The following is a 26,010-nucleotide window of genomic DNA, read 5'->3' as shown; positions in this document are numbered from 1 at the left end:
TGTTAACTGGGTAGGAAGCCTATACTTACCCGCAAGGGAAGTGTAGGTAGTTCACAATGTGATCTAAAATGGAATGGATTTTAACAGGAACGGAAAAACCCCCTGATTGGTTTATTGAATTAGTGAAAAGTTACCCAACAGGTGGTGATTTTGCGGCTCAATTATTTTGGCAACGGGGAATTCAAGATCAGGAAAAGTTAGCGGCTTTTATTAATTATCAAAGTTATCAACCTGCCAGTTCTTTTGAATTTGGACAGGAAATGAATTTGGCTGTAGAAAGGTTAATCACTGCGGGGAAAACGGGAGCAAAAATTGTTATTTGGGGAGATTTTGATGCAGATGGAATTACTTCGACTGCGGTATTATGGGATGGTTTGGGTGAATTTTTTCAGCAACATCGTCAATTAAGTTATTATATTCCCAATCGTTTAACTGAATCTCATGGTTTAAATAAACCAGGAATTGATATTTTAGCTGCACAAGGTTGTCAGTTAATTGTTACTTGTGATACGGGCAGTACAAATATTGCCGAAATCATTTATGCCCAAAGTTTAGGGATAGATGTGATTGTGACTGACCATCATACATTACCCTCAGAACGTCCTCCAGTAGTCGCAATTATCAATCCTCGTTATTTAGCTAAGGAACATCCTTTATATCATCTTTCAGGTGTGGCTGTTGCTTATAAATTGGTGGAAGCTTTATATATAAGTTTGCCAGATATTCCTGCACATCCTTTAACTGATTTACTAGATTTAGTTGCAGTGGGATTAATTGCCGATTTGGTCCAATTAAGTGGTGATTGTCGGTATTTGGCACAATTGGGAATTCAACAATTACACACGGATTATCAAAAACTACCAACAGCGAGAAGAAGGCCAGGTGTGGGTAAGTTATTAGAATTATGCCAGAAAAGTGGCGATCGCCCTACAGATATTTCTTTTGGTTTGGGACCGCGAATTAATGCGGTTAGTCGCATTCATGGTGACGCTAGTTTTTGTGTAGAATTATTGACGAGTAGAGATATGCAGCGTTGTCAACAACTTGCAGAAGAAACAGAATTAGCTAATTCCCGTCGTAAGTCTTTACAAAAAGATGTCCAAGTCCAAGTTACGAAAAAACTCAATCAATTAGACTTATCCACTACCAGCGTCATTGTTTTAGAAGATCCTCAATGGGCAGGTGGTGTTTTGGGTTTGGTTGCTGGTCAAATTGCCCAGGAAACGGGACGACCGACAATTTTATTAAGTACAGAAGGAAAAGAAAATGGGGCAGATTCTAGCCCATCCTTTGCGCGAGGTTCGGCACGTTCAATTAATTCTGTTGATTTATATCAATTAGTTCAAGAACAAGCCCATTTATTACATCGTTTTGGTGGACATCCTTTTGCAGCGGGTTTGAGTTTATTAGTAGAAAATATCCCCTTATTTACAGCCGCAATTAACCAAAAATTACGCCAATCTTTAGGAGGAATTAATCTTACTCCCACAGTCCAAGCTGATTTGGTGGTGACGGTTGCAGATTTGGGTAAAGATTTATTTTTAGAATTGAAACTTTTAGAACCCTGTGGTATGGGAAATCCTATTCCCAAGCTACTAATTAAAAATTGTTGGTTTGAAAATTCTTGGCATAGAAATGAACAAGATTTAAAAGGAAATAAAATCCAATATATTAAAACTGATTTTAATCTTCGAGATGATTCTACTAATAATCCCTTTCCAGGAATTTGGTGGGGACATTATAAGGAAGAATTGCCTATAGGTAAATGTGATTGTATTGCCGAAATTGATTTTAATAGCTTTAAAAAACGCTATGAAATTAGATTAGTTGCAGTACGTTCCCATACGGAAACTGAACTGAAAACTCAGAATTCGGCAATGATTTTAGATTGGAGAAATCAGGAAGATTTAGGAGAATTAAAATCAGAAAAATCATTATTAATTATGAAAGATTGTCCTACTAATTGGGATAATCTCCGGTTATGGTGGAAACAATCGCTAAATCAACAAAAACAATTAGTGATTGCTTGGAGAAAACCCCAAAATCAGACTCCTAGAGATGTTTTAGTAACTCTGGTAGGTATTGCTAAATATCTTGGTCGCACAAACCAGCTAGTTACCCGTGTGCAGATTTTAGAGAAATTGGGTATCAGTGACCAAAGCCTATATTTAGGATTTCAAGCTTTAAAATATTTAGGCTTTATCGTCCAACGTCAAAATCATCACTTACAAATAAGTTGGGATTTTAAATATTATCAAAAACCTGCTGATTATGCTATTAGTCAATTTTTAGCCGCAGTCAGAGAAGAACAATTTCAAAGAGATTATTTTTCTCATGTTCCTCTATCTATTATTGTTGCCATGATTGGTAAATAATCTCATTTCGTAGGTTGGGTTGACGTAAGGAAACCCAATATTTGAACATCAGAAATAATGGAAAATCCAACATTTGAACATTAGAGGATGTTTTAAAAGTTTTTAATGTGTAAACAGACCCCTCTCCAAACCTCTCCCCTACCAGGGGAGAGGCTTTAAAACCCCCATTCCCTTGTAGGGAAGGGGGGGAGGGGGGTTAGGTTTTTGGAGATTATGGGTTTCATATAATACTTTTCAAACAACCTCTTAGAAATAATGGAAAACCCAACATTTGAACATTAGAAATAATGGAAAATCCAACATTTGAACATTAGAAATAATTGGTTTTGTTGGGTTTCGCAAAGCCTGAACCCAACCTACCTTTTAACTCTCTTTTTATTCCTGGAAAAACTTCTTATCAATAGCTTTGGTATGTTCTCTATTGACAGAAGTTGCTGTTATATGATAAATAGCTAGATCATCTACAAAGGGAATCGTTAACTTAAATGTACCATCAGGATTTACTTTGACTTTTTGACCATCAATAGTGACATTTGCACCTTCTTCTGTTGCACCATGAAGAACTAATTCTGCATCAACGACAACCCAGAAATCCGTACTCGGACGACTGAAAATACGGACTGTACCAGAACGCGCTAAACACAACCACTGATTATCATTATTCACATAACCAATTTCTGTCATGTAGTCCCGTTCACCCCTGGGAATAGGCACATAACGACTAGATGTTGCGGTTTCACATTCGTATTGTGCATCAAATTGAGGACGTTGATAGCTTAGATCAAGGTTTGTAACATCATAGACCCGAATTGCTAAAATGGTAAGTCCTTGATTCTGTAATGTTTGTTGATGATTATCGGAAATATACCAAGACAGGTAAGCCCATTTGGGAGTGCGAGGTGTGAAGATAATTCTGGTATTTCCAGTCACAGTCATGGGATTAATATTAGTCCAAGCTTCTATCTCTGCATCTAACTCGATAGCTATGTCTTCATTTGTGGCTGTGGGATGCAATAGAGTAGGATATATCTCTTCTTCTATTTCCAGTTGTGTGAGTGCAATTGGACTGTTAATGGCGTTTAAAGCCTCTCCTAACTCTGATGGTAAATCTTGATTTTGCGGTGGTTGGTTGACTGGTTTAGGGGTTGTATTCAGGAGTTCTGATAGGCTGCTATCTGGCTTAACTGGTGTCGAAGTGATACCAAGTAATTCTGATAGGGATGTAATATTTTGATTAGATCTAGTTACAGGTAGTTCTAGTACTTCTAATAGAAAATTGCTGACTTCATCTGTGGAGATATCTGCATCATTTGGTTGGTGGTGAATATTCGGGATTTGGGGAAAGTGATTATTAACAACAACTACAGGGTCTTCCGTATCCCAAACTACTTCATCATAATCTATATTCAGATCAATTTCAGAGATTTTGTTTATTTGATTGTGAGGGGAACTTGTCTGCGGTATATCTATGACAGCTATATTGCCAATTGCTGTTATTTCCTGGGAGTTTTCTTGTTTGTAGTGATTTGCACCATTACCATTGCCATTACCATTGTTAGCGAGAATTGATGCGAATGCTTCTGAATCTGACAGAGTAAAAACTGTTTCTGGAAGGGAATCGGTTTCCGGATTTGAGGATAGCGAAGCGCCGCTGGAAGCAACTCGATTTTTTCTTCTCAACCACAATGGTAAAAAAATACTTAATCCCGCAATAAAAAATAAAGGTAGTAGTAAGAAAAACTTCATATTCTTGGTAATCATTGAAGGATTATCAAGAGGATTTATCAACCGTGTTTCCCCTTTATTTTTTATAGATTGGGGTGTAACTAATGTTTCGGGAATCGTTGTTAAAGATGGAGTTTGAGAAACTTGAGGAGTGGCTGTGGTAGCCATAGGTCTAGAAATAGTTTGTAATGTTCTGGCTGCAATAGCAATTGCTTCTGTTTCTCTAGCAGCTTTTATTGACTCTTCTCCTGGTTTAGCTAAAATAAAGCCTAGAAAATCTCTAATTTTAGGACTGGGATTTTCTTTATAAACGTAAACAAAAGACTGAGAAAAGGGATATTTAGAATCATTTGGTAAGTAATTTTGTACTTTTAATACTCGCACATCTGGCAGATTGGAAATTTGATTTGCTAAAACATAGCTAATGCCATCATTACCTAATTCTCTAATGATGTCAGTTGTGTTATCTTCCAGCATTTGCACAGCATTAGCACCTGTTAGTAATTGTCCAGACTTAAATGTTGAATATTCACCAAAAGAACTGCGAGTATCACTATTTAAGGGACGATCTATAAATCTAATCTTACCTTTACCTTTTCCTATTTCTGACCAATCTGCAATTTCTCCTCGAAAAATCTTGGCAAATTGCTCAATAGTTAAACTGTCAGAAAAGAGATTATTCATACCAACAATGATGGCAATTTTTTCTCGACGCACCAACACCTGTTTTAACCCTTGTGCTTTTTCTTCTGGGGTGAGTCTACGACCAAGGGATGCTAGGTCAACTTTACCATCTAAAACCGATTTTATAGCATATTCATTCCCATTTACGCCAATTTCTACCTGAGTTCCTGAAAACTGTTTTTCAAAGTTTTCTTTGAGGCGTTGGTTGACAATGATAGAGTTAAGAGAACCGTCAATTTTAATGACAGTACCATTTTCTACTTTTTTCGGTAAAGCAAAAGCCGGGGTATTACTCTCAGATTCCGCGCGGACGGGTAGGGAAATCAAGAGATTTGCTCCCACTGGACTGGTAGTTATAGCCGTTAATAAGGCCAGTTTGATCATTACACGATCTTTTTTTTGTTGTTGCCACATATATCCCTGATTTAGCTAATATAAATGAACTACTCGCCAACGCCAATACTCAAAATATCGTTTTGATTGAGAAGATGGGTTAATTATACAGCGTTAGTTATTTTTATCTGTAATAACACAAGTGATAAAAATAAAAAAGTAGGAGTCGGGAGTCGGAAGCACAAGGAAGGAATCAGGAGGTGTCAACTGAAGCTAGAAATGGCTTATCTATTGGCTTCTACCCCAACCACGAAATAAATTTCTCCAGAAAAGAATGTAGAGACGTTCCATGGAACGTCTCTACAAGGGTTGTAAGTCACGCATATTTAATTTTCACCAGATGTCTAATAAACTTACGGTCTTATCGCTAAATTGCGTTTCAACGCACTCTGATTAATTAAAAACCGAAATTCGTTTTTTATCCCGTGTATTTTCCTTTACTAATTCTAATCGTTCATGGGGAAGTAGACTTTGCTTATCCTGCACTTTGGAATAAGGAATATAAGTTATGTCCAAGTGTGGGGAGAATTGACGCGGCTTTTGGGGATAGGAATTTTGTTTGTTCTTGTTTACCGATAGAGGCTTATAGTTAATTAATAGCTTTCAGCAGTCAGCTAATTATTATATAAAATTTTAAGTGCTATCGCTGATATTGTCAATTCGGTTCAGTAGGAGCTTAGATTAAGGAACGCAACCCAACATAATGAAAATATCTGATTCAGACGAAAAAATCCTCAAAATCGCCACTTCAAATAAACAATCACATCCTGAAAATCCTCAAATCCTGGATATCCTGATTCAGACAATTACAATTTCAGTATCCCACCAACAACTTACAAATTACCATCCTGTAAATCCTCTAATCCTGGACATCCTGATTCAGACAATAAAGATAGTTGATTACACTTTCTCAATTGGGGTATTTATTGCCATGAATAGTGTTTTATAAAGATAAACCTTACAATTATGAATGGAGTTACTCCCAAGAGTCAGAACTGGCGTACAATACTGGAATTGACTAATATTAAGCCACGCCAAGTTAAAAACAGTATCTTATGCCAGCATTTTTATTAGAGGTCGGTACAGAAGAATTACCCGCAGGTTTTTTGAGTGACGCTATTGGACAATGGAAATCGCGCATTCCTGAAAGTCTCAAAACCCACAATCTCCCCAACACTGTGGTTGAAGTCTATGGAACACCGCGACGGTTAGCAGTTCTCATTACCGGTTTACCCTCCCAACAAGCAGACAGGGAAGAAGAAATTAAAGGACCACCCGCACAAGCAGCTTTTAAAGATGGACAACCCACTAAAGCCGCCATTGGTTTTGCGACTAAGCAAGGTGTAGATATTTCCGCTTTAGAAATTCGTCCCACAGAAAAAGGCGATTTCGTCTTTGTGAACAAACAAATTCCCGGTCGTCCCATAGCCGACATTTTAACCGAACTTGTCCCCCAATGGGTCTGGAACTTAGAAGGTAAGCGGTTAATGCGGTGGGGACATGGTGACGGACGATTTTCCCGGCCAATTCGCACTTTAGTCACATTATTAGATGGGGAAATTTTACCATTAGAATTAGAAAATGGGGCAAAAGTTGTCAAGAGTAATCGCATTTCTCGCACCCATAGAGTATTACACCCCGAACCAGTCAGTATTTCCCACGCTACAGAATATGTGAAAACATTGGCTTCCGGTTATGTAAATGTCCCCCCAGAAAACCGTGCCGAAATTATCACAAATCAAGTCAAAGCCGCCGCCGAAAAATTAGGTGGGTATACCCCAATTTACCCCGATTTACTAGCAGAAGTAATCAACTTAGTTGAATATCCCACCGCAGTTATCGGCCAATTTGAAGAAGAATTTCTCAACTTACCAAAAGAAGTAATTACCGAAGTCATGGTAAGTCATCAGCGTTATTTTCCCGTCTTCAAAAATGCTGACTGTCAGGAATTATTACCCAATTTTATTACTATTAGTAACGGAGATCCTGCCAAATCAGATATTATCGCTGTCGGGAATGCGAGAGTAATTCGAGCGCGGTTAGCAGACGGCAGATTTTTCTATGAAGCTGATTTATCTAAACCTTTAGAAAGCTATTTACCCCAATTAGAAAAAGTCACATTCCAAGAAGATTTAGGTTCAGTTCGCGCTAAGGTCGAAAGAGTAGTTAAAAATGCCGAAAAAATTACTACTCAATTACAATTAAATCCAGTCCAAACCCATAATATACAAAGAGCCGCATTACTTTGTAAAGCCGATTTAGTCACACAAATGGTTTATGAGTTTCCTGAATTACAGGGAATTATGGGCGAAAAATACGCTTTAGCAAATGGTGAAAATCCAGAAGTTGCAAAAGCGATTTTTGAGCATTATTTACCCAGAAATGCTGATGATATTTTCCCCCAAACTCTCACAGGTCAAATTGTCGGTTTAGCTGATAGATTAGATACATTAGTTAGTATCTTTGGTTTGGGTTTAATTCCCACAGGTTCATCAGATCCTTTTGCATTACGTCGCGCGGCAAATGCGATTGTTAATATTACCTGGTTGGCGAATTTGCAAATTAATTTATCAACCCTTTTAGAACAAATCGCCACAGATTTTGCTACAACTTTTAATAAAGATGCCAAATCCTTAATTAAAACCTTGCAAGAATTTTTCCTGCAACGGATTCGCACCTTATTACAAGATGAAAAACAGATAGATTACGATTTGGTAAATGCAGTTTTGGGAGAAAATGATCCCGAATATACAGAACGGGCATTAACTGATTTATTAGATGTCCGCGATCGCTCTCTCTATTTACAAAAAATCCGCAAAGATGGTACATTAGATAAAATCTACGAAACTGTCAACCGTTCCACCCGGTTAGCAGCACAGGGAAATTTAGATTTTCAAACCCTAGAACCACAATCTTTAATTAATCCCGAACTGTTCCAGAAAAAATCCGAATCTGCATTTTATAACGCTTTGCTGGAACTAGTTCCCCAAACCCAAGCAGCACAACAAAACCGGGATTATCAACTGTTAGTAACCGCACTGACAAAAATCGCTCCTACCGTGGGTACATTTTTTGATGGTGAAGACAGCGTTTTAGTCATGGACGCAAATCCCGATATTAAGCAAAATCGCTTAAATTTACTGGGATTACTGCGAAATAACGCCCGTGTACTGGCTGACTTTGGCGCGATAGTCAAAAATTTGTAGCCTAAAGCAACAAAAAGTTGTGTAATTTGCACCAATTAACGCTACTATAGGGAAGCTTAACCAGGGATGCTTATACAGTCTATGCCAGAAGCGTTAATTATTGGATTCGGAAAATCCGGTGTTGCTGCGGCAAGATTGTTGAAACAGGAAGGCTGGGAGGTTGAACTTTGCGATAGTAGCACCTCCCCAACCCTCCTCGAACAACAACAACAACTCGCCAGCGAACACATTACCGTCAAATTAGGAAACACACCAGAATTCACCGATTCTGATATATCCAAGTTAATAATTGTCAGTCCCGGAGTTCCTTGGGATATTCCTATTCTAGCCAAAGCGCGAGAATTGGGCATAGAAACTATTGGCGAAATGGAACTAGCTTGGCGACATTTACAAGATATCCCCTGGGTAGGAATCACCGGTACAAATGGTAAAACCACCACCACCGCTTTAACAGCCGCTATTTTCCAAACAGCAGGATTGAACGCCCCCGCCTGTGGTAACATCGGTTATGCAGCTTGTGAGGTAGCAATCCAAAATCGCGCTGATTGGATAATTGGTGAACTTAGTAGTTATCAAATTGAATCTTCTGTAACTTTAGCGCCTCGTATTGGGATTTGGACAACCTTCACCCCAGATCATTTAGCTCGTCACAAAACATTAGAAAATTACTATAATATCAAAGCCAAATTATTGCACAATTCCCAGATTCAAATATTTAATGGTGATGATGTTTATTTGAGCAAATTAGGATTAAATCATTGGCCAAATGCCTATTGGACAAGCGTTAAAGGTGAAAAATTCCTAATTGGTGAAAAAGGCTTTTATATAGAAAATGGTTGGGTAATGGAAAAAATCACCGCCACACCCCAAGCCATTGTAGAGGTATCTGCATTACGAATGGTAGGGGAACATAACCAGCAAAATCTCCTCATGTCTGTGGCCGCTGCTAGATTAGCAGGTATAGATATTACCGCAATTTCCCAGGCTGTCCGTGAATTCCCCGGAGTTCCCCACCGCTTAGAACATATCTGCAATTGGCAAGGCATTGATTTTATTAACGATAGCAAAGCCACCAATTACGACGCAGCCGAAGTCGGTTTAGCATCTGTGCAAAGTCCTGCCATTTTAATTGCTGGTGGTGAAGCCAAAGCCGGAGATGATAGCGCCTGGTTAGCCCAAATTCAAGCCAAAGCCGCCGCCGTCTTACTCATTGGGAATGCAGCACCAGCATTTGCTAAACGGCTGGAAGAGGTGGGATATAGTAATTATCAAATAGTCGAAACGATGGCAAAGGCTTTACCCATATCTGCGGAATTAGCCAAAAAATATCAAGCTTCAGTAGTATTATTATCTCCAGCTTGCGCTAGTTTTGACCAATATCCTAACTTTGAAATGCGGGGTGAAGACTTTCGGCAATTGTGTCAAAAGTATCTAGTATCGTAGGTTGGGTTGACACAAGGAAACCCAGCATTTGGCTTTGGTGAATGAAAATATGGATTTATTTCACGCAGAGACGCAGAGACGCAGAGACGCAGAGAGGATGAGTAGCGTTGTAGGTTAGGTTGATGCAAGGAAGTCTAATATTAATCAAATTTATATGTTTTTAGGACTTACGCACTATACAAATTAATCATTTTATGTATTGAAGGAAATACGTTGTTTCAGGCTTTCATTGATGATTACATTGATCGTAAACAGACAAGTATGGTAGGGGTTTAGCAGTGCTAAACCCCTACGAGGAACCTGATTTTTCACTAATATATATTCTGTTTTTTTTTGTCAATTCGTAAGTTATAGTTTTGATCTCTGTTCCCTTTCTTAACGAGTGAATTTAATTTTGTCCGACTACCTACTTTACTCATCTTATGTGCGAGAATTGTCCAAGAAGGTGTGAGAATATAACATGACAGACAAAAACTGGCAAGATGAAGAACTGTGGATTGTCACCGCAAGTAGTTCTGATAATGGTTCAAAACAAGGGATGAAAGCTGTTAGAGGTAATGGTAATCCTTACAGTAGTCCTGCGGTTACGGATGAAGAAATAAAAAACAGTCGCATTACAGCCGGCACCTTAGCGAAGCAAATGTCGCACTTTGTGGGTGTAATCAGTGGTGTGTTTAGTAATGTTCAGAAGCAAGTCGAAACCCAAGGGGAACTCCAGCTTGATGAAATTACCCTCACGGTAGAAATTAGTAGTGAAGGTGAAATTAAATTACTGGGTACGGGTGTAAAGGCTGCTGGTAAGGGTGCAATTGAGCTAAAATTTAAGCGTTCATCACCCCAATCACCTGTAAATTGACCGCAATATGGCTAAGAATTGCGCTGTTGTCATTGGCGTTAACGAATATGACGAAATTCAGTGCCTCCAGTATGCAAAAACTGATGCAGAACGGGTGCGCGATTATTTTTCAACTGGTTTAGGTGTACAACCAAACTATCTATATTTTTTCTCTGATGATTCACCGCGCAACAGCCTGGGAAAGAAAACTCAACCAACCTACGGTACACTAAACAGCTTTTTCAATGATCGCTTTGAACAGCCTTTTTTAGAATCTGGGGATACTCTCTGGTTCTATTTTAGCGGTCATGGGATGCCCCACGAAGGACGAGATTATTTACTACCCATAGATGGAAATCCTCGCACTGTACCCAATTTAGCAATTCCCATTACCTACATCACAGAACGTTTGCGGCGCAGTGGTGCGGATAATGTAGTGTTGTTTATTGATGCTTGTCGCAGCACTGGTCAAAAAAGCGCTGGTTTGGGAATTGGTGAAGAAAAACAGCAAGGTGTAATTACCTTTTATTCCTGTAGTCCCAGTCAGGTTTCCTACGAAATTGAGGAAATTAAACAAGGCGCTTTTACTCATGTATTACTCAATGGGTTGCAAATTCAAGGTGAAAGCAACTGCGCGACGGTTGAACGGTTGTATAACTATTTGCGCTATCAAGTTCCCCAATTGACCCAAAAGCATAAAAATTATCCTCAGACTCCCTATGCTGCCATAGAACCTGCTACAAAATTGCATTATATTTTATTGCCTAAATCTGCCACTGACAGGGATATTAGCACCCTCAGAGAAGATGCTATGCAAGCAGAAATTGAAGGAAATTTTGATTTAGCTTTTCAGTTATGGGTGCGTGTGAACGTGGCCGCAGGTGGACAGGATATGAAAGCCATTGCAGCCTTTGGGAGATTGTCAAATAAGCAGAACCTAACCCCCCAACCCCCTTCCCTACCAGGGAAGGGGGAGAAATCAAAGCCTCTCTCCTCCCAGGAGAGAGGTTTGGAGAGAGGTTCTTCAGAGGAACAGGGACAGAAAATACCAGCAGCAAAACGCCAGGAGTTGACTGTAGATTTAGGTCAAGGTTTAACCCTGGAACTGGTGCGAGTGCCTACAGGGAAGTTTATGATGGGAATGCCCCCAGAGGAACGCCAAATAGCCCTAGAAAATGCTCTGAAATATGGCAGTAAACGTGAAGATGTTGAAACATGGTTAGACTGCTCTACCCCCCAGCATGAGGTGTATTTGCAAGAGTTTTTAATGGGCAAATATGCTGTTACCAATGCCCAATGGTACGCTGTCATGAAAACTAAGCCATCTGAGCAATATGATTCCGAGTTTCAAGGCGATAAGCAGCCTGTAATTGGCGTTTCCTGGCACGAAGCCCAGGCTTTTTGTGAAAAGCTATCTGAACAAACAAAGCGGGCTGTCAGATTGCCCACAGAGGCAGAATGGGAATATTCCTGTCGGGCTGGAACAACTACAGCCTTTGCTTTTGGTAAGACTATTACAACTGATCAAGTTAACTATAACGGCAATTATCCTTATGCGGATACCCCCAAGGGCAAATATCGAGAATGTACCGTAAATGTGGATAGTTTCACCCCTAACCCCTGGGGTTTATATCAAATGCACGGGAATGTCTGGGAATGGTGCTGGGATGAATTTCACGACAGTTATAGCGAAAAGCCAGCGCGTTTAAAAAGTAATGGCAATGAACCTTGGGGAGAATTAAAGGTAGTTAAAGAAGATAACCGTGCTTATATATGTCGGGGCGGTTCTTGGTGCGACTTTGCTATCAATTGCCGTTCGGCGATTCGTGGCAGGACCTACGCGCGTCTTCCTGACAATCTTCTCGGTTTTCGTGTTGTGTTCGGGTCTTCCTCGCCAGGACTTTCTTAGCCCTTTACCCTCTTGCGCTTTTGCGCTCTTCTCTTTATTTCTTTACCCTTGCGAGCGCCAGCGAGCGAATTTTTTTTATTATATACATCTTCAAAAATGTAGAGACGTTCCATGGAACGTCTCTACAAAGGGTTTAATATCATCAAAAATCATTTGTTAAAGACTTGTAAACAATATCGCCGATTAATATTCGGATGTTGTAAATTGAGGGTGGCTATCCTTGCTTATACTTCTTAGTATGTATGGCACATAGCTTGGGGTTGAGTTATTAAACGGGGCGGTTCTTGGTACAACAATGCTATCAATTGCCGTTCGGCGAATCGTAACAGGAACAACGCGCGTAATCAAGACAATAATCTCGGTTTTCGTGTTGTGTTCGGGTCTTCCTCGCCAGCACTCTCTACAGTCAGAGTTGATAGGAGGGATTCTATCAAGCGTACACCAGAGAGTCCAAACTCAAACCCAGTGATGTGGGTGACTATATCCAAATATAAAACCGAGCCAGTTAGCTTGGTAGGGAAACCGAAGACTTGACTGGCTCAATTCAAAAACATTTTCCTAGTACCATAGTACCGTAGTTGGGTTAAGCAAAGCGCAACCCAAAATTTATTGATTAACACAAATAAATAAGCATCCTTATGGAAGTGCAAGTGTGAGTCAAAAAACTAGGGACACAACATTGTTATGTCCCTAAAAAAATCAAGTTTAAAAATTTTCGTTCATCTGGCTTATTTAAAGAAATCTTTGCCGTCGATTAATGAAGGTGTGTCATTCGTAATCTTTTTGAACTCAACTGTCCGGCTATCATCACCTACTGTCACTTTTTGATAGCGCAGACCATCTAGTTTTCCAGCTTTTCTGAGTAATTCCCAGTCATTCGCGTTGATGCGGATTGTGGCAGATGGACCACAGCAGTTGTATTGGACATCTTTTTTTACTACGCCTCCAGAATAATTAAGTGTAAGGCACTTTTGTTCATAAATACCAAGAGCTGTAGTAGCCGCACCCTGTAACACTGTTTGGATACAGTCTTGAGCTAATGCTTGTTCTTGTACTAGCGAGAAGAATAAAGACGGCATCATTAAGAAGGCAACGATCATCTTTTTCATTAGGGGAAATCCTCATGAGGGTTGCAAATTTCATCTTCCTATAGATATAGATTAAGAAAGTTTATTTATGCTTAAAGTTTAATGATTTGTAATATTAAATAATTAATATATAATATCATGTTGAATATTCTCTCTTGAGAAGGATTATTAACATATTAATAATCTGTAGGATGGATTATATATTTTACCCTGAGTGAAGTTGGGCTTGGTTTACCCTCCAAGCCTTTTTACTTATTTGCTCGTCCTTTAACCTATTATTTATTGGCTGTCATACCTGGACCTTGTGCTTCTTGTATCATCTCAGGAGAAAGTTCTCGCACTATCCGCAAGGGAAATAGACGAGTTGAGGAAATTTGAGCGTAGTCAGAAGTCAAAAAAGGAGCATATTGACTAGCTTCAGGCGTTAACTGTGCCGCCATTGCTAGGGTAACACCTTTGAGGAACTTCCGCACGTCTTGAGCTTGTTTTCCAGTTACTTCTTTATTCAATATAGGTTTACCTGGTTTTCCTTGTTGATATGGAGTGATTTTAGGATCTATCACACTCAAATGAGAACCACCAACCACACCAACTAACCATTTTGGAGAGGGAATTTTCGCAAAACCGATAACTTGTTCAGTTAATGGTGGGGTGATTTTATCTGCGGAACTGGAGAGGATTAATGTGGGGATTTGTACTTTTGTTAACCCAGTTTCTCCAAACATTAAAGAAGTGGTAGGATTAAGAGCGATCGCTTGTTTAATTCTAGCATCTCTCAATTGATAAGTCTTTTCTGGTAATGCTTGCGCCGCACACTGAAGACTTTCACTCAAGTTAGTTTTACCTAATTTCCGCTGACAGCTTTGTTTCAGGTTTTCGATTTGTAACTCACCTCCCGCTAATGCTAAAGCCGTTCCTCCACCAAAAGAATAACCTACAACCATCACATTATTAGTTGCTAGTTTTCCTTGTAAGGGACTATTCGCAGTTTGGTTAAGTTTTTCCAATTCATCTAAAATAAAACTGACATCACGGGGACGGTTTAAAAATTCTTGGGGTGCAACCAGTTGGTTTTTATTTTTTTTGACTGCTTTAAAACTAGTTTCATTACTACCAGGATGTTCTAAAGCTGCAACGACATAACCATGAGAAGCTAAATGTTCAGCTAAGTAGCGTAAGTCAGTCCTCACTGAACCCCGACCATGAGAAAAGACAATTACAGGTTTATTTGTACTTGCAGCACTAGAAAAATAAACATCTAGGGGAATTTGTCGTTGACGCTTTTGGTCGTTAAAACTTAACTTGAGTGTCTGTACCTGCGCGCTTCCTCCTTGAGTCGGGTCTAAAGAAGCAACTTTGATATCTTTGATATCTTTGGGGTTAACCTGGGGAGAAAGACCAAACATAAACCGCTGAGTGCGGATAAATGCACCATTCAAACTCCTCGCTACAGTTATAGCTTGAGGTAAATTAATTTCTAGACGTTGACTGGGATATGCGGCTATAAAACTCAGTATAGATAAACCCTGTGGAGAATTAGCGCCTAAAACTAATCCGCCTTTCATCGCTTGTAATCCAGCTTGATCCCCACGGCTAATAGCTGTAGAGACATCACTGAGGATTGTAGTCCCAATTTGGGTATTGATTAATCTATCTAAAGTAATAACATTTATGGGAATTCGGATTTTTAGTCCCTCCACCAAAAAGCGCCGTTGTTCTTCAGTCATTCTCTTGGTATAAGTTCCCAAACTAGCTGGTAATTTGCCAGTTTCTGTAGACTTTTTTAACTCTTCTAAGGATACAGATTCCTCCAAAGGTCCATAGCGAATTACAACGGTATCTGCGGCCTGTGCAGAGGTGTTAACTACAAAAAACGGTGTCAGAGCAACAGCACAAAATACACCTGCAAATACCTTAAAATCCTTCCAGCTTTTTTGTGTGAACATCTTTAATTGTAACTCAACTTAGGAAATTCTACCTGATTTTCAGTCAAGAGTAGAATTAAAGCTTTTGTCCTGTATAAATAGATCGCACCTCACCATTACGACGAATAATAGCTTCACCGTTACTGACTTCTACTAATATCCAACCTGTATGACCAATATTTTCACCTAAACTAATCCGGTGACTGATACCATCCACTTTAAACAAAGCCACGGATTCATTCCCTAACTCCAATAATCCATCTAATTGTGCGGAATAGCTAGGCACAGAAACCTGTTCTACTATGTTAGTAGGTTCTTTTGCTGGTAGAAGATTAACTGCGACTGGGTTGGGCTTAACCTGCGTTGTTTCTGCTATGGGTTTAGTTGCTGGTTGTTTATCATTAATAGGAAGATTATGAACTGCTAAAGAAGAAGATGAAGGTAATTTGGGTGGTATTGGTACTGGGGTAACAGTTGGTAGTTGATATTGGGTTACTGGTGACTGATCAACTGGAATATACATACGCTCAATCACATTAGGGGAACTTGGCTGATTAGTAGCAGGTAGTGCATTATTCGCTGCTACAGGTAAAGGCAAAGTTGCAGTAGGTTGGGTATTTAATAAAGGTGCGGCAGTTGTTTGATTAATATTACCAGCAGGAAATCCTGGTTTAATAGTTATTTTATCATTAGTTGTTCCCTGCTGTTCTATTAAAGTCAAGGCTGCCAACATATAATTTACTAAATCTAATTGAGGATCTGTTGTCACAGAAACAGGTGATGATATTTGAGGATTTGGCCAACTTTGGGAAGTTAATTGAGTATTTATTGTAGTTAATAAACCAGACTCAGTTAAGTAAACCATCCCTAGCGTCCCTAAAGTTAAGCTTAATCCCATGAATATTACTTTACTTAAACTACTAATTTGTGGTTCACCTTTGGTAGTAATTCCCCCGATAGATGGAGGATTAACTACCAGTGTTGTAGTTTGGATATTTTTAATAGGTGAAGCGGACTGTAACAGCTTATTAACTGTTGATGGCAAAACCACATCAGGCATTTTAAATGACATGGGTTGGACAGGTATAGATTCTCTTCTGTCTATATGATGATTCCGCTTACTTGGACTATCTAAAATATTTTCAATATCATTAAAAAGTTCATCCATTAAACTTTCAGCATAGGTTTCTATCATCCCAGGCTCGCTGGTGACGGAATCTATGGCTAACGCCATGCTGGTGCTATCGGATGCTTCTGAAACAAGTAAATCAGTGCTAGATTTGGGTAACATAGGCTTTTTCGGTTGTAGCTAAAAATAATAAAAAACAACGCCGCTACTGCTGTGGAAATCAACTAGCTCTTTTACCTGAATTTTAATCTGTTCTGGAAAATTTTGGTGATATTTAGTTAGAAAAGTTTATGGCCAGAGTTGGGAAAAAGGAGTCAGTAAATAACCAACAACGAAAAGTAAAATCGCCCAAACCCTCTTCACTCTTGCCTCTTGCCTCTGGTTACTGAGCGAAGTCGAAGTTGGTTACTGAGCGAAGTCGAAGTATTGCCTCTTGCCTAGTGCCATAACGACGATTTTCAATGCTAACCTACTTATCTATTACTTATTGGGAAATCGCTGGAGTACCCTTGTTTTTAGCTATTTCTAAATATATCAGCAGGGCGTTGATATCGGCTGGGTTAACTCCCCCAATTCTCGCAGCTTGTCCAATGGTGAGGGGTTTAACTTTGTTCAGCTTTTCTCTAGATTCTTTAGAGAGAGTTTCAATGGTTGAGTAGTTTAAATCACCAGGTAGCTGGCGATTTGCTTGACGGGCAACTTGGTCAATTTGGTGTTGCTGTCTTGCTAAATAACCCGCGTACTTAATATCAATTTCTGCTCCTTCTTTTTCCGCTTGTTTGAGCTTGGGGTTATGGAGTCCGTGACGTTCTAAATCAATGTAATGGATACCTGAACGACGCAGTAAGTCAGCCAGGGTAATAGAGCCTTTAATTGCTTGTTGGGTATCATTAGCGATCGCTTGCCCCATCGGCTCATTCTCCTTTATTCTAGTACAATGTAGGCGTTCTTTCTCCGCAGTAATTTGTGCTTGTTTTTGAGTATACAAGTCCCAGCGCCGGTCATCAATTAAACCTATTTCCCGTCCCAGAGGTGTCATACGCAGATCAGCATTGTCAGAACGCAGTAATAACCGATACTCTGAGCGACTGGTAAGCATTCGATAAGGTTCGCGTAAATCCTTCGTACACAGGTCATCAATTAGAGTGCCAATATAACTTTGCTCACGAGGAAAAATAATCATTTCTTCACCCCGCACAAACCGCGCTGCATTGATTCCCGCTACTATCCCTTGAGCGGCGGCTTCTTCATAACCTGTAGTCCCGTTTACCTGTCCTGCACAAAATAATCCGGGGACTTTCTTAGTCATTAATGTGGGAAAACACTGAGTTGCGGGTAAATAGTCATACTCTACTGCATAAGCAGGACGTAACATTACACAGTTTTCCAAACCTGTCAAACTCCGCAACATTAAAATTTGTAAAGTTTCAGGTAAACCAGTGGAAAACCCTTGGATATACAATTCAGGAATATCCCTTCCTTCCGGTTCAATAAAGATTTGGTGACTTTCCTTATCAGCAAAGCGGACAATTTTATCTTCAATACTCGGACAATAGCGGGGTCCTTTTGCTTCTACCCAACCACCATACACAGGGGACAGATGTAAATTTTCTTGAATTAAACGATGAGTTTCTTTAGTGGTGCGGGTCATGTGACAAGGCATTTGTTCCCGTTCTACCCACACTTGGGGGTCAAAACTGAACCACCGCACAGCTTCGTCACCCGGTTGAATTTCCATTTGACTGTAATCAACGGAACGCTTATCAACCCGTGCCGGTGTGCCAGTTTTCAGTCTCCCGGTTTCAAATCCTAAGCGGTTGAGAGTTTGTGTTAAACCTTCTGCTGCAAACTCTCCCGCGCGTCCTGCGGCCATGGATTTATTTCCCACCCAAATTTTACCACCTAAAAATGTGCCAGTGGTGAGAATTACCGCTTTACAGTGGAAAGATACGCCAAAATAAGTTTCTAAGCCAATAACTTCATTACTATCATTTAAGATTAAATCTGTTACCATGGCTTCACGAATTGTCAAATTCTCTTGATTTTCGACAATTCCCTTCATTATCGCCGCATATTCCCGCTTATCAGTTTGCGCTCGCAATGCCCATACCGCAGGACCTCGTGAAGAATTGAGGATGCGTTTTTGCAGGTATGTCCGGTCTGCTACTTTGCCAATTTCCCCCCCTAAAGCATCTATTTCATGGGTTAATTGGGACTTGGCAGGTCCACCCACAGCGGGGTTACAAGGTTGCCAAGCGATTTTATCTAAGTTTAGGGTCAATAGCAGTGTCCGACAACCGAGGCGGGCAGTAGCCAGTGCTGCTTCGCAACCTGCGTGACCTGCACCGACGACAATTACATCATAAGCGTCTGGAAATTCAGCGGCATTGTGCATGGTCATAACCAATTAAGAATTAAAAATTAAAAGTTTAAAAAGCTAGTTACATTCGGTATTTTAGCGTATATTTAGAGGCGATTTCAGTTTTTACTAGTTCAGTTACAGGAGCAGCTACGAGAGAGTTATTGTTTAGTTGTAGCAGATATAAGGTTTATTGAGGGTTGAGCTATAGTAATGGGTAAGAAAATTTACCAGATATTTATAATTAATCAATTTATGGTTATAAATTTTTATTTAAGCCAAAAAGATTAAGTTAAAATAAGTTGCGTCACTTTTTTTGTTCAAAACATTCGCTAAATACTAAATATAAAAAATATGAGAATAAATGAAATAACCTACTATGACCGTGAATTTGAGTGGCGTTTTGAGCCAATTCAGTTTTCTGTACTAACGCTGTTGGTTGGTATTTCTGGTGTAGGTAAAACACAAATACTGAAAGCAATAGTTACTATGCGAAGCATAGCCAAAGGTAAGTCATTAAATGGTGTAAAATGGGATATTTGTTTTACGGCAAATAACAATTCACAATATCATTGGGTTGGAGAATTTGAAACTAAAAAACTTGATAATTTTGATGCTTTTATTTTGGAAGATATTTTAGATGGCGAAGAAAATGAAGAACAAGAATTTCAAATTATTTATGAATCTTTATCTGTAAATGGAGAAATTCTTATTAAAAGAGATGATAAAGGAATAAAATTTAAAGATAAATTTGTACCAAAATTATCTCGATTTCAAAGTGCAGTATCACTATTAAGTGAAGAACCGGATATCGCACCAGTGCAGGATAGTTTCAATCAAATAATTTACAGCGATCAATCTAGTTCAGTTAATGCAATTTATCCGACGATTAAATATGCTTCATTAACTCAAAAGTATTCATCTTTAACTTTATGTGATCTCAAAGGAAGTAACTTACCAGTTCAAATTAAACTAGCATTAGTATATGATCATTTTCCGAATGAATTTAATTTGATAAAAGAGAATTTTATAGAAATTTTTAACCAAGTAGAAGATATAAAGTTAAGACCAGATGAAAATGAAGATCTACATCTGATTTTAACAGAATATCCTTTTGTGAAAATCAAGGAGAAAGGTGTAAATACTTGGATTAATCAACATCGAATTTCTTCAGGAATGTTTAAAATTTTGATGCTTATCAGTGCAATTTATTTATCTACTGAAGGTACGGTAATTTTAATTGATGAGTTTGAGAATAGTTTAGGAGTTAATTGCATTAATGTTTTAAGTGATTTACTAGCTGAAAGCAGAAATTTACAATTTATAATCACCAGTCATCATCCTTATATAATCAATAAAGTAGGAATGGAACACTGGAAAATAGTTACTCGCAAGGGTGGTGTAGTAACTGCTAAAGATGCAAAAGATTTTGGATTAGGTAAATCCAGACATGAAGCATTTATGCAATTGATTAATCTCGATGAATATAATGAAGGAATATCAGCATAATGAATATCTATTTTCTTGTGGAGGGAGATACTGAAGAAAAAGTTTATAAAGCTTGGCTTAAGTATCTTCTACCAGAATTAACACGAATTGGACTACCCCATCAAGTTGATCATAATAACTATTATCTTTTTAAGGGTAAACTACATTTTAATACTCATGCTCAATTTCATAAGGATTATTTAAGAGAATTGTTTAAGATCAACAATCTTAAACATTATAAAATTACAAATGAAGTCATAAAAGAAGAATATTTAGAACAATTAATAGCCAGGGTTCAAAATGAAACTGAACATTTACCTACCTTCCAAACCTTCATACAATTTTGTAATATGATTAAATCAAAATTGTCAAAACAACTCTAATTTACTCTTGCGCTCTTCTCTGTGGCTCCGCGTCTCTGCGTGAAAAAAATCATATTTCAACCAAAATTAAACCCCCTGCAAAAAGCAGAGGGAATAATCAAACCTTATACCTGATTACTTCTGGGTAATATGTTTCAGCAAACCTTCACAAGCATCCATCAGTAAATCAATAACTTGATTAAAGCCCTCAACTCCCCCATAATAGGAGGCATAATATTTTGATTTAATTTTTGTGTCAGTCGCCAGTTATTTTATACTACTGACCACTGACTATTAACTAATGACTACATTCCAGGTAATTCCAGTCCACTGGTTAGATCTTCCATCCGTTCCCGCATGGTTTCGGTAGACTTTTGATAGGCATCTTTCATGGCCGCAGCTACCAAATCAGAAAGCACTTCTGCACCTTCTTCTAAAGCAGATGGAGCAATTTCCACCCGTTTGGGTTCTTGGTTACCACTGACAATAACTTTAACAAGTCCACCACCAGATTCTCCTAGAATCTCCATTTTCTCCAATTCTTCTTGAAGACGCTTTGCACCTTCTTGAACCTGTTGGGCTTTTTTAAACGCTTCCGCTAATTCTTTCATTTTGCCTAAGCCAAAGCCAAATCCCTGTCCTTTTTCTGCCATAACTGGTTATCCGCCGTACGATTACTTACAAATCAAATTCAATTATAGATGCGATGAGTAATTGGTGATGGGTAATTGGTAATTGGTAATTGGGAATAGAGAAAATCCCTGCCTCTTGCCTTTTGCCTTTTGCCTTTTGCCTCTTGCCTTTAAGCAACTACTTGAAACTCACCCAACATTTTCACTTCTGGTTCTAGCCAAATTGACCAGCGTTCTTGTACCTCATGTTGAATATGACGAATGAGGCAGAAAATATCACTGGCTTTAGCTCCTCCCCGATTGACAATAAAATTAGCATGGAGTTGGGCAACTTGCGCTCCCCCTAATTGATAACCTTTGAGTCCGGTTTGTTCAATTAACCAACCAGCAGTATAAGGTTTAGGATTTCTAAACACACTGCCACAACTAGGATAGCTGTAAGGTTGGGTGCTGAGGCGGTGTTTTTTATGTTCCTTAGTTCTAGCTGTCACTTGCACCGGATCTGCTCCTGGTTGCAGTTGGAAGGTGGCTTGAGTCACAACCCGCTTACCACCTTGTAGTAGTGAACTTCGGTATCTGTAGCCTAATTCTTCTGGGGTGAGAGTTACCAAAGTTCCATCTGGAGAAAGAACTTGAGCGCTAACTAACATATCTGCGATACAGCTATCATGCGCTCCAGCATTCATCACCACCGCACCGCCCAAAGTTCCAGGAATACCCACAGCCCATTCCAATCCTTCCCATCCCAAAGCCGCTGCGTCCCATGCTAAACTAGGGATAGGCTCTCCCGCGGATACAGTTAATTGACCTGTAGCTGGATCAAAGTTTTTAGACCGGAGATGACGAGTAGCGATGACTAAACCGGGGATACCGCGATCGCTCACCAACAAGTTAGAACCAGCACCTAGTATTGTGACTGCTAAATCATTCTCTTTGGCGTACTCAATACTTGCTTGCAACGCTCCTAAATCGCGGGGAGAAACGTAGCATTCAGCCTCTCCTCCCACCCGATAAGAAGTAAATGCCGACAAGGAAGTATGGGTTTTGAGCGGACAATCAGTTCCTGGTAAGTAAATTAATTTGCTATTATCCACATCATCTTTAGTTTGTAGTTGTGGAGTCAAATCAGAAAATTTGCAGATTTTGCTAAATCCCTGGGAAGTTATCATCTTTACTTAAATTGGTAATTTTTGACTTATGTTCTTTATTTACCAGAAAAATCCGGTACTGGAGTTAACTAATCAAACCCTGCCAGAGTGCAGTTCTGATCCTAAGATGTGGCAATTGCCGGTTCACTCATAGTGGTAATAAGTTCAGGAATAGCCTGATTCAAATTACCCGCACCTAAAAATAATGCCAAATCTCCCGGACGGAGGGTTTGCAGTAAAAATTCACTCACTAAAGGTAAAGTGTGCTGATAAACCACTTCAGGGTTGTATTTACTAATTGCAGTGGCTAAATCCTGTCCACTAACTTGTCCTAAATCAGGCTCACCCGCACTATAAATATCAGTTAACACAACTAAATCAGCATGGGTAAAAGACTCAGCGAACTCTTTTAAAAACGTTAATGTCCGAGTATAACGATGGGGTTGAAAGATAGCAACTACCCTTTGTCCAGGTCTAGTTTGAAGACGAGCTGCGGCTAGAGTAACACGAATTTCACTAGGATGATGGGCATAGTCATCAATAAAAGTCACCCCAGCAGCTTCACCTCGAAACTCAAACCGTCGTCTTGCACCTTCAAAGCTAGTAATCCCTTTGGCAATTTCTCCAAATTCTAATCCCAAAACTCTACCCACAGCTACTGCTGCTAAAGAATTGCTGAGGTTATGATGACTTAATAGCTGTAAATTTAGTACCCCCAAGGCTTGACCTTTTTCCCATACTAAAGCTGTTGTCCCATCAGCCCGATAATCTATATTAGTAACGGTGTAGTCAGCACCTTTATCTGGGTAAAGACTATAGCTAATGGTTGGTTTCAGGCGCTCGCGCACTGTTTCGCAATCAATACTACCTACCAAAGTTTTGCAACCTTGAGCAAAGGTTTGGAACGTATTAACTACCTCTTCTAAACTTTCGTAGTGGTCAGGATGATCTAATTCAATATTAGTAATAATACCAATCTCTGGAGCGTGCTTCACCAAAGAACCATCAGACTCATCTGCTTCCGCTACTAAATAACGGCTAGACCCCATTCTGGCATTACCTTCCCAAGCCTTAACTTCACCACCGACCAAAATCGTCGGATCAAGTCCAGCTTGCAAAAGCATATAACCAATCAGACTACTAGTAGTAGTTTTCCCATGGGTTCCGGCCACAGCAATACTGTAATAATCAGCAATCAAAGCCGCAAGAACATCAGAACGATGCCAAATTGGGCAACCCAATGCCAGCGCCGCTTTATATTCCAAATTATTAGCATTAATAGCTGTGGAACAAATCACTTGAGGCCAGGTCGTTTTTGCCGCAGACAACTTTTCTGGTGAAGTTAACAATAAATCATCAGCCGATGCTTCAGGGACAAAGAACTCCAGATTGTTTGCTTCTTGCTTACTAAAAATGTGAGCGCCTAGAGATTCTAACTTGTGCGTAATATGGTTAGGACGCAAGTCTGAACCAGATACTGGTAATTGACGTTTGGTTAGAACATAAGCCAAAGCAGACATTCCAATCCCACCAATTCCGATGAAATGAAATGGTCTACCACTAAAATCTATAGAATTACTCATTTTATTTACCTCTTACACCACACCACACCAGAATCACATAAGACACGCGTATCATACCAGGATTTTGATTTTTACAGATCCTAACTATCCCATCTAAAATATTCATCCCTGCTGAATGAGTAAATTTTGACTTTTGTTTTGCCCCCTGAGCCAGATTACCCCCCGAAAATTATTTTTAATCTGCTCATAAGATTATTCTGAAAATATCTGCTACATCGGGAAAGAAAATTGTGTAAATTTAAATACATTTTGTGATGACTTTTTTAGCACTAAGTAGGATGGCTTTAGATATAGCAATTTGCATCACTTACCAAAAGCCTCTGTCGGAATTGTCTACAATAGTACACTGGTAGTGAAATTATTGTTTAAATAGAAATCATTATTGGGAACAGGGAACAGGGAACAGGGGAAGAATTTTCTTCTTCTTCTTCTTCCTTCCTTCTTTCTAACTCCTGACTCCTGACTCCTGACTCCTGACTCCTTCTTATAAAATTCTGTATTTTTTTGTTGATCAAAGACTTTATCGTTATAAATAGCCGCCCCCTTTGCGATATGATTGGGGTCAACGATATCAACTTATAGGCATAAATACAGAGGGCAAGATACTGTGATTAGAGTTGCAATTAACGGTTTTGGGCGCATTGGACGTAACTTTGCCCGCTGCTGGGTGGGTAGAGAAAATAGCAATATTCAACTGGTCGGGATTAATGACACATCTGACCCTAGAACTAATGCTCACTTGCTTAGATATGACTCAATGTTAGGCAAGCTGCAAGGTGTAGATATTAGTGCTGATGATAACTCTATAACCCTTAATGGTAATACAGTTAAGTGCGTATCTGATCGCAACCCAGATAACTTACCCTGGAAAGAGTGGGGAATTGACCTGATTATCGAATCAACAGGCGTTTTTACCAGCAAAGAAGGGGCAATGAGGCACGTAAATGCCGGAGCTAAAAAGGTTCTGATTACCGCTCCTGGCAAAAATGAAGATGGTACTTTTGTAATTGGTGTCAATCATCATGATTATGACCACAACATCCATAACATTATCAGTAATGCCAGTTGTACAACTAACTGTTTAGCTCCCATTGCCAAGGTATTAGATGAAAAATTTGGGATCATCAAAGGCATAATGACCACTACCCACAGCTACACAGGTGATCAGCGTTTACTAGACGCTTCTCATCGTGATTTGCGTCGGGCAAGAGCAGCAGCTATTAACATTGTTCCCACCTCTACTGGTGCAGCAAAAGCAGTAGCGTTGGTACTTCCTCAGTTGAAGGGTAAGCTAAATGGTGTGGCTTTGCGTGTACCAACCCCTAATGTTTCCATGGTGGATTTTGTAGTACAAACTGAAAAGCGCACTATTGCCGAAGAGGTTAACCAAGCTCTGAAAGAAGCTGCTGAAGGTCCATTGAAAGGCATTTTAGGTTACAGCGAATTGGAACTTGTATCTTCTGACTATCAAGGTACAGATGAATCTTCTATTGTTGATGCCAGCTTGACTATTGTTATGGGCAATGACATGGTGAAAGTCATGGCATGGTATGACAATGAATGGGGTTATAGCCAACGTGTTCTTGATTTGGCGGAATTAGTAGCTGAAAAATGGGTTTAATTGTCCTTTGTCAGTTGTCCTTTGTCCTTTGTCCGTTGTTTTTCTTTACCACTGACCACTGACTACTGACTACTGACCACTGTACGGGCGAAGCATTTGGAGAAC

At 39.4% G+C, this 26,010-nt stretch carries 18 protein-coding genes and 1 pseudogene; 9 read left to right on the top strand and 10 right to left on the bottom strand.

The window, feature by feature from the left end; translation table 11 throughout:
* The first annotated feature begins 68 nt into the window (after positions 1 to 68).
* Complete coding sequence (gene recJ, locus FJR06_RS08690) at positions 69 to 2,375, top strand: single-stranded-DNA-specific exonuclease RecJ (RefSeq protein ID WP_015080391.1); 2,307 nt, start codon at positions 69 to 71, stop codon at positions 2,373 to 2,375.
* A gap of 375 nt (positions 2,376 to 2,750) precedes the next feature.
* Here the strand turns inward: recJ and FJR06_RS08685 are convergent, their stop codons facing one another.
* The gene (locus FJR06_RS08685; protein WP_168651245.1) at positions 2,751 to 5,198 is read right to left on the bottom strand and encodes a DUF4912 domain-containing protein; all 2,448 of its coding nucleotides are present in this window, start codon (positions 5,196 to 5,198) and stop codon (positions 2,751 to 2,753) included.
* A gap of 682 nt (positions 5,199 to 5,880) precedes the next feature.
* Here FJR06_RS08685 and FJR06_RS08680 point away from each other — a divergent pair.
* The 5 genes from FJR06_RS08680 to FJR06_RS08660 all read left to right on the top strand — a co-directional run bounded on the left by FJR06_RS08680 (position 5,881) and on the right by FJR06_RS08660 (position 12,570).
* On the top strand, positions 5,881 to 6,126 hold the full coding sequence (locus FJR06_RS08680; protein WP_015080389.1) for a hypothetical protein: 246 nt from the start codon (positions 5,881 to 5,883) through the stop codon (positions 6,124 to 6,126).
* Between the two features lie 106 nt (positions 6,127 to 6,232).
* Positions 6,233 to 8,383, top strand: a complete 2,151-nt coding sequence (glyS, locus tag FJR06_RS08675) for a glycine--tRNA ligase subunit beta (RefSeq protein ID WP_168651244.1) — start codon at positions 6,233 to 6,235, stop codon at positions 8,381 to 8,383.
* Between the two features lie 81 nt (positions 8,384 to 8,464).
* Positions 8,465 to 9,826, top strand: coding sequence for a UDP-N-acetylmuramoyl-L-alanine--D-glutamate ligase (gene murD, locus FJR06_RS08670; RefSeq protein WP_168651243.1), 1,362 nt, complete (start codon positions 8,465 to 8,467; stop codon positions 9,824 to 9,826).
* Positions 9,827 to 10,286: 460 nt separating this feature from the next.
* Positions 10,287 to 10,682, top strand: coding sequence for a hypothetical protein (locus FJR06_RS08665; RefSeq protein WP_168632804.1), 396 nt, complete (start codon positions 10,287 to 10,289; stop codon positions 10,680 to 10,682).
* Positions 10,683 to 10,689: 7 nt separating this feature from the next.
* Entirely contained in the window at positions 10,690 to 12,570 is a 1,881-nt protein-coding gene (locus tag FJR06_RS08660) for an SUMF1/EgtB/PvdO family nonheme iron enzyme (RefSeq protein WP_168651242.1), read from the top strand.
* A 728-nt stretch (positions 12,571 to 13,298) separates the two neighbouring features.
* Here the strand turns inward: FJR06_RS08660 and FJR06_RS08655 are convergent.
* The 4 genes from FJR06_RS08655 to mnmG form a co-directional block, all read right to left on the bottom strand.
* Entirely contained in the window at positions 13,299 to 13,679 is a 381-nt protein-coding gene (locus tag FJR06_RS08655; RefSeq protein ID WP_015080384.1) for a hypothetical protein, read from the bottom strand.
* A gap of 254 nt (positions 13,680 to 13,933) precedes the next feature.
* The gene (locus FJR06_RS08650; protein ID WP_168651241.1) at positions 13,934 to 15,604 is read right to left on the bottom strand and encodes an alpha/beta hydrolase; all 1,671 of its coding nucleotides are present in this window, start codon (positions 15,602 to 15,604) and stop codon (positions 13,934 to 13,936) included.
* 55 nt (positions 15,605 to 15,659) lie between these two features.
* Complete coding sequence (locus FJR06_RS08645; RefSeq protein WP_015080382.1) at positions 15,660 to 16,874, bottom strand: hypothetical protein; 1,215 nt, start codon at positions 16,872 to 16,874, stop codon at positions 15,660 to 15,662.
* A gap of 322 nt (positions 16,875 to 17,196) precedes the next feature.
* The gene (gene mnmG, locus FJR06_RS08640) at positions 17,197 to 19,113 is read right to left on the bottom strand and encodes a tRNA uridine-5-carboxymethylaminomethyl(34) synthesis enzyme MnmG (protein WP_015080381.1); all 1,917 of its coding nucleotides are present in this window, start codon (positions 19,111 to 19,113) and stop codon (positions 17,197 to 17,199) included.
* Positions 19,114 to 19,425: 312 nt separating this feature from the next.
* Between mnmG and FJR06_RS08635 the strand changes: the two genes are divergently transcribed.
* Together FJR06_RS08635 and FJR06_RS08630 are read left to right on the top strand one after the other, a co-directional pair.
* Positions 19,426 to 20,580 (top strand): AAA family ATPase, encoded by a 1,155-nt coding sequence (locus tag FJR06_RS08635; protein ID WP_168632809.1) that lies wholly within the window; start codon positions 19,426 to 19,428, stop codon positions 20,578 to 20,580.
* Positions 20,580 to 20,942 (top strand): hypothetical protein, encoded by a 363-nt coding sequence (locus FJR06_RS08630; RefSeq protein WP_015080379.1) that lies wholly within the window; start codon positions 20,580 to 20,582, stop codon positions 20,940 to 20,942. Before FJR06_RS08635 ends, FJR06_RS08630 begins: the two co-directional genes overlap by 1 nt.
* Before the next feature lie 114 nt (positions 20,943 to 21,056).
* On the opposite strand, the pseudogene FJR06_RS24300 reads toward FJR06_RS08630, so the two are convergent.
* The 5 genes and pseudogenes from FJR06_RS24300 to FJR06_RS08605 form a co-directional block, all read right to left on the bottom strand.
* Positions 21,057 to 21,146 (bottom strand): annotated as a pseudogene (locus tag FJR06_RS24300) (low molecular weight phosphotyrosine protein phosphatase); the annotation flags it as partial.
* Between the two features lie 80 nt (positions 21,147 to 21,226).
* Positions 21,227 to 21,574: a YbaB/EbfC family nucleoid-associated protein gene (locus FJR06_RS08620; RefSeq protein WP_015080378.1), complete on the bottom strand. Its 348-nt coding sequence runs from the start codon at positions 21,572 to 21,574 to the stop codon at positions 21,227 to 21,229.
* 149 nt (positions 21,575 to 21,723) lie between these two features.
* Positions 21,724 to 22,722: a UDP-N-acetylmuramate dehydrogenase gene (murB, locus tag FJR06_RS08615; RefSeq protein WP_015080377.1), complete on the bottom strand. Its 999-nt coding sequence runs from the start codon at positions 22,720 to 22,722 to the stop codon at positions 21,724 to 21,726.
* A 101-nt stretch (positions 22,723 to 22,823) separates the two neighbouring features.
* Positions 22,824 to 24,284, bottom strand: a complete 1,461-nt coding sequence (murC, locus tag FJR06_RS08610) for a UDP-N-acetylmuramate--L-alanine ligase (RefSeq protein WP_015080376.1) — start codon at positions 24,282 to 24,284, stop codon at positions 22,824 to 22,826.
* 365 nt (positions 24,285 to 24,649) lie between these two features.
* Positions 24,650 to 24,799 (bottom strand): hypothetical protein, encoded by a 150-nt coding sequence (locus tag FJR06_RS08605; protein ID WP_158310531.1) that lies wholly within the window; start codon positions 24,797 to 24,799, stop codon positions 24,650 to 24,652.
* 92 nt (positions 24,800 to 24,891) lie between these two features.
* On the opposite strand from FJR06_RS08605, the gene FJR06_RS08600 reads away from it, so the two are divergent.
* On the top strand, positions 24,892 to 25,905 hold the full coding sequence (locus FJR06_RS08600) for a type I glyceraldehyde-3-phosphate dehydrogenase (protein ID WP_148765731.1): 1,014 nt from the start codon (positions 24,892 to 24,894) through the stop codon (positions 25,903 to 25,905).
* Positions 25,906 to 26,010 lie beyond the last annotated feature (105 nt).

This window comes from Dolichospermum sp. UHCC 0352, from assembly GCF_009711925.1.
GTDB lineage: Bacteria > Cyanobacteriota > Cyanobacteriia > Cyanobacteriales > Nostocaceae > Dolichospermum > Dolichospermum lemmermannii.
This window is presented reverse-complemented; position numbering and strand designations above follow the sequence as displayed.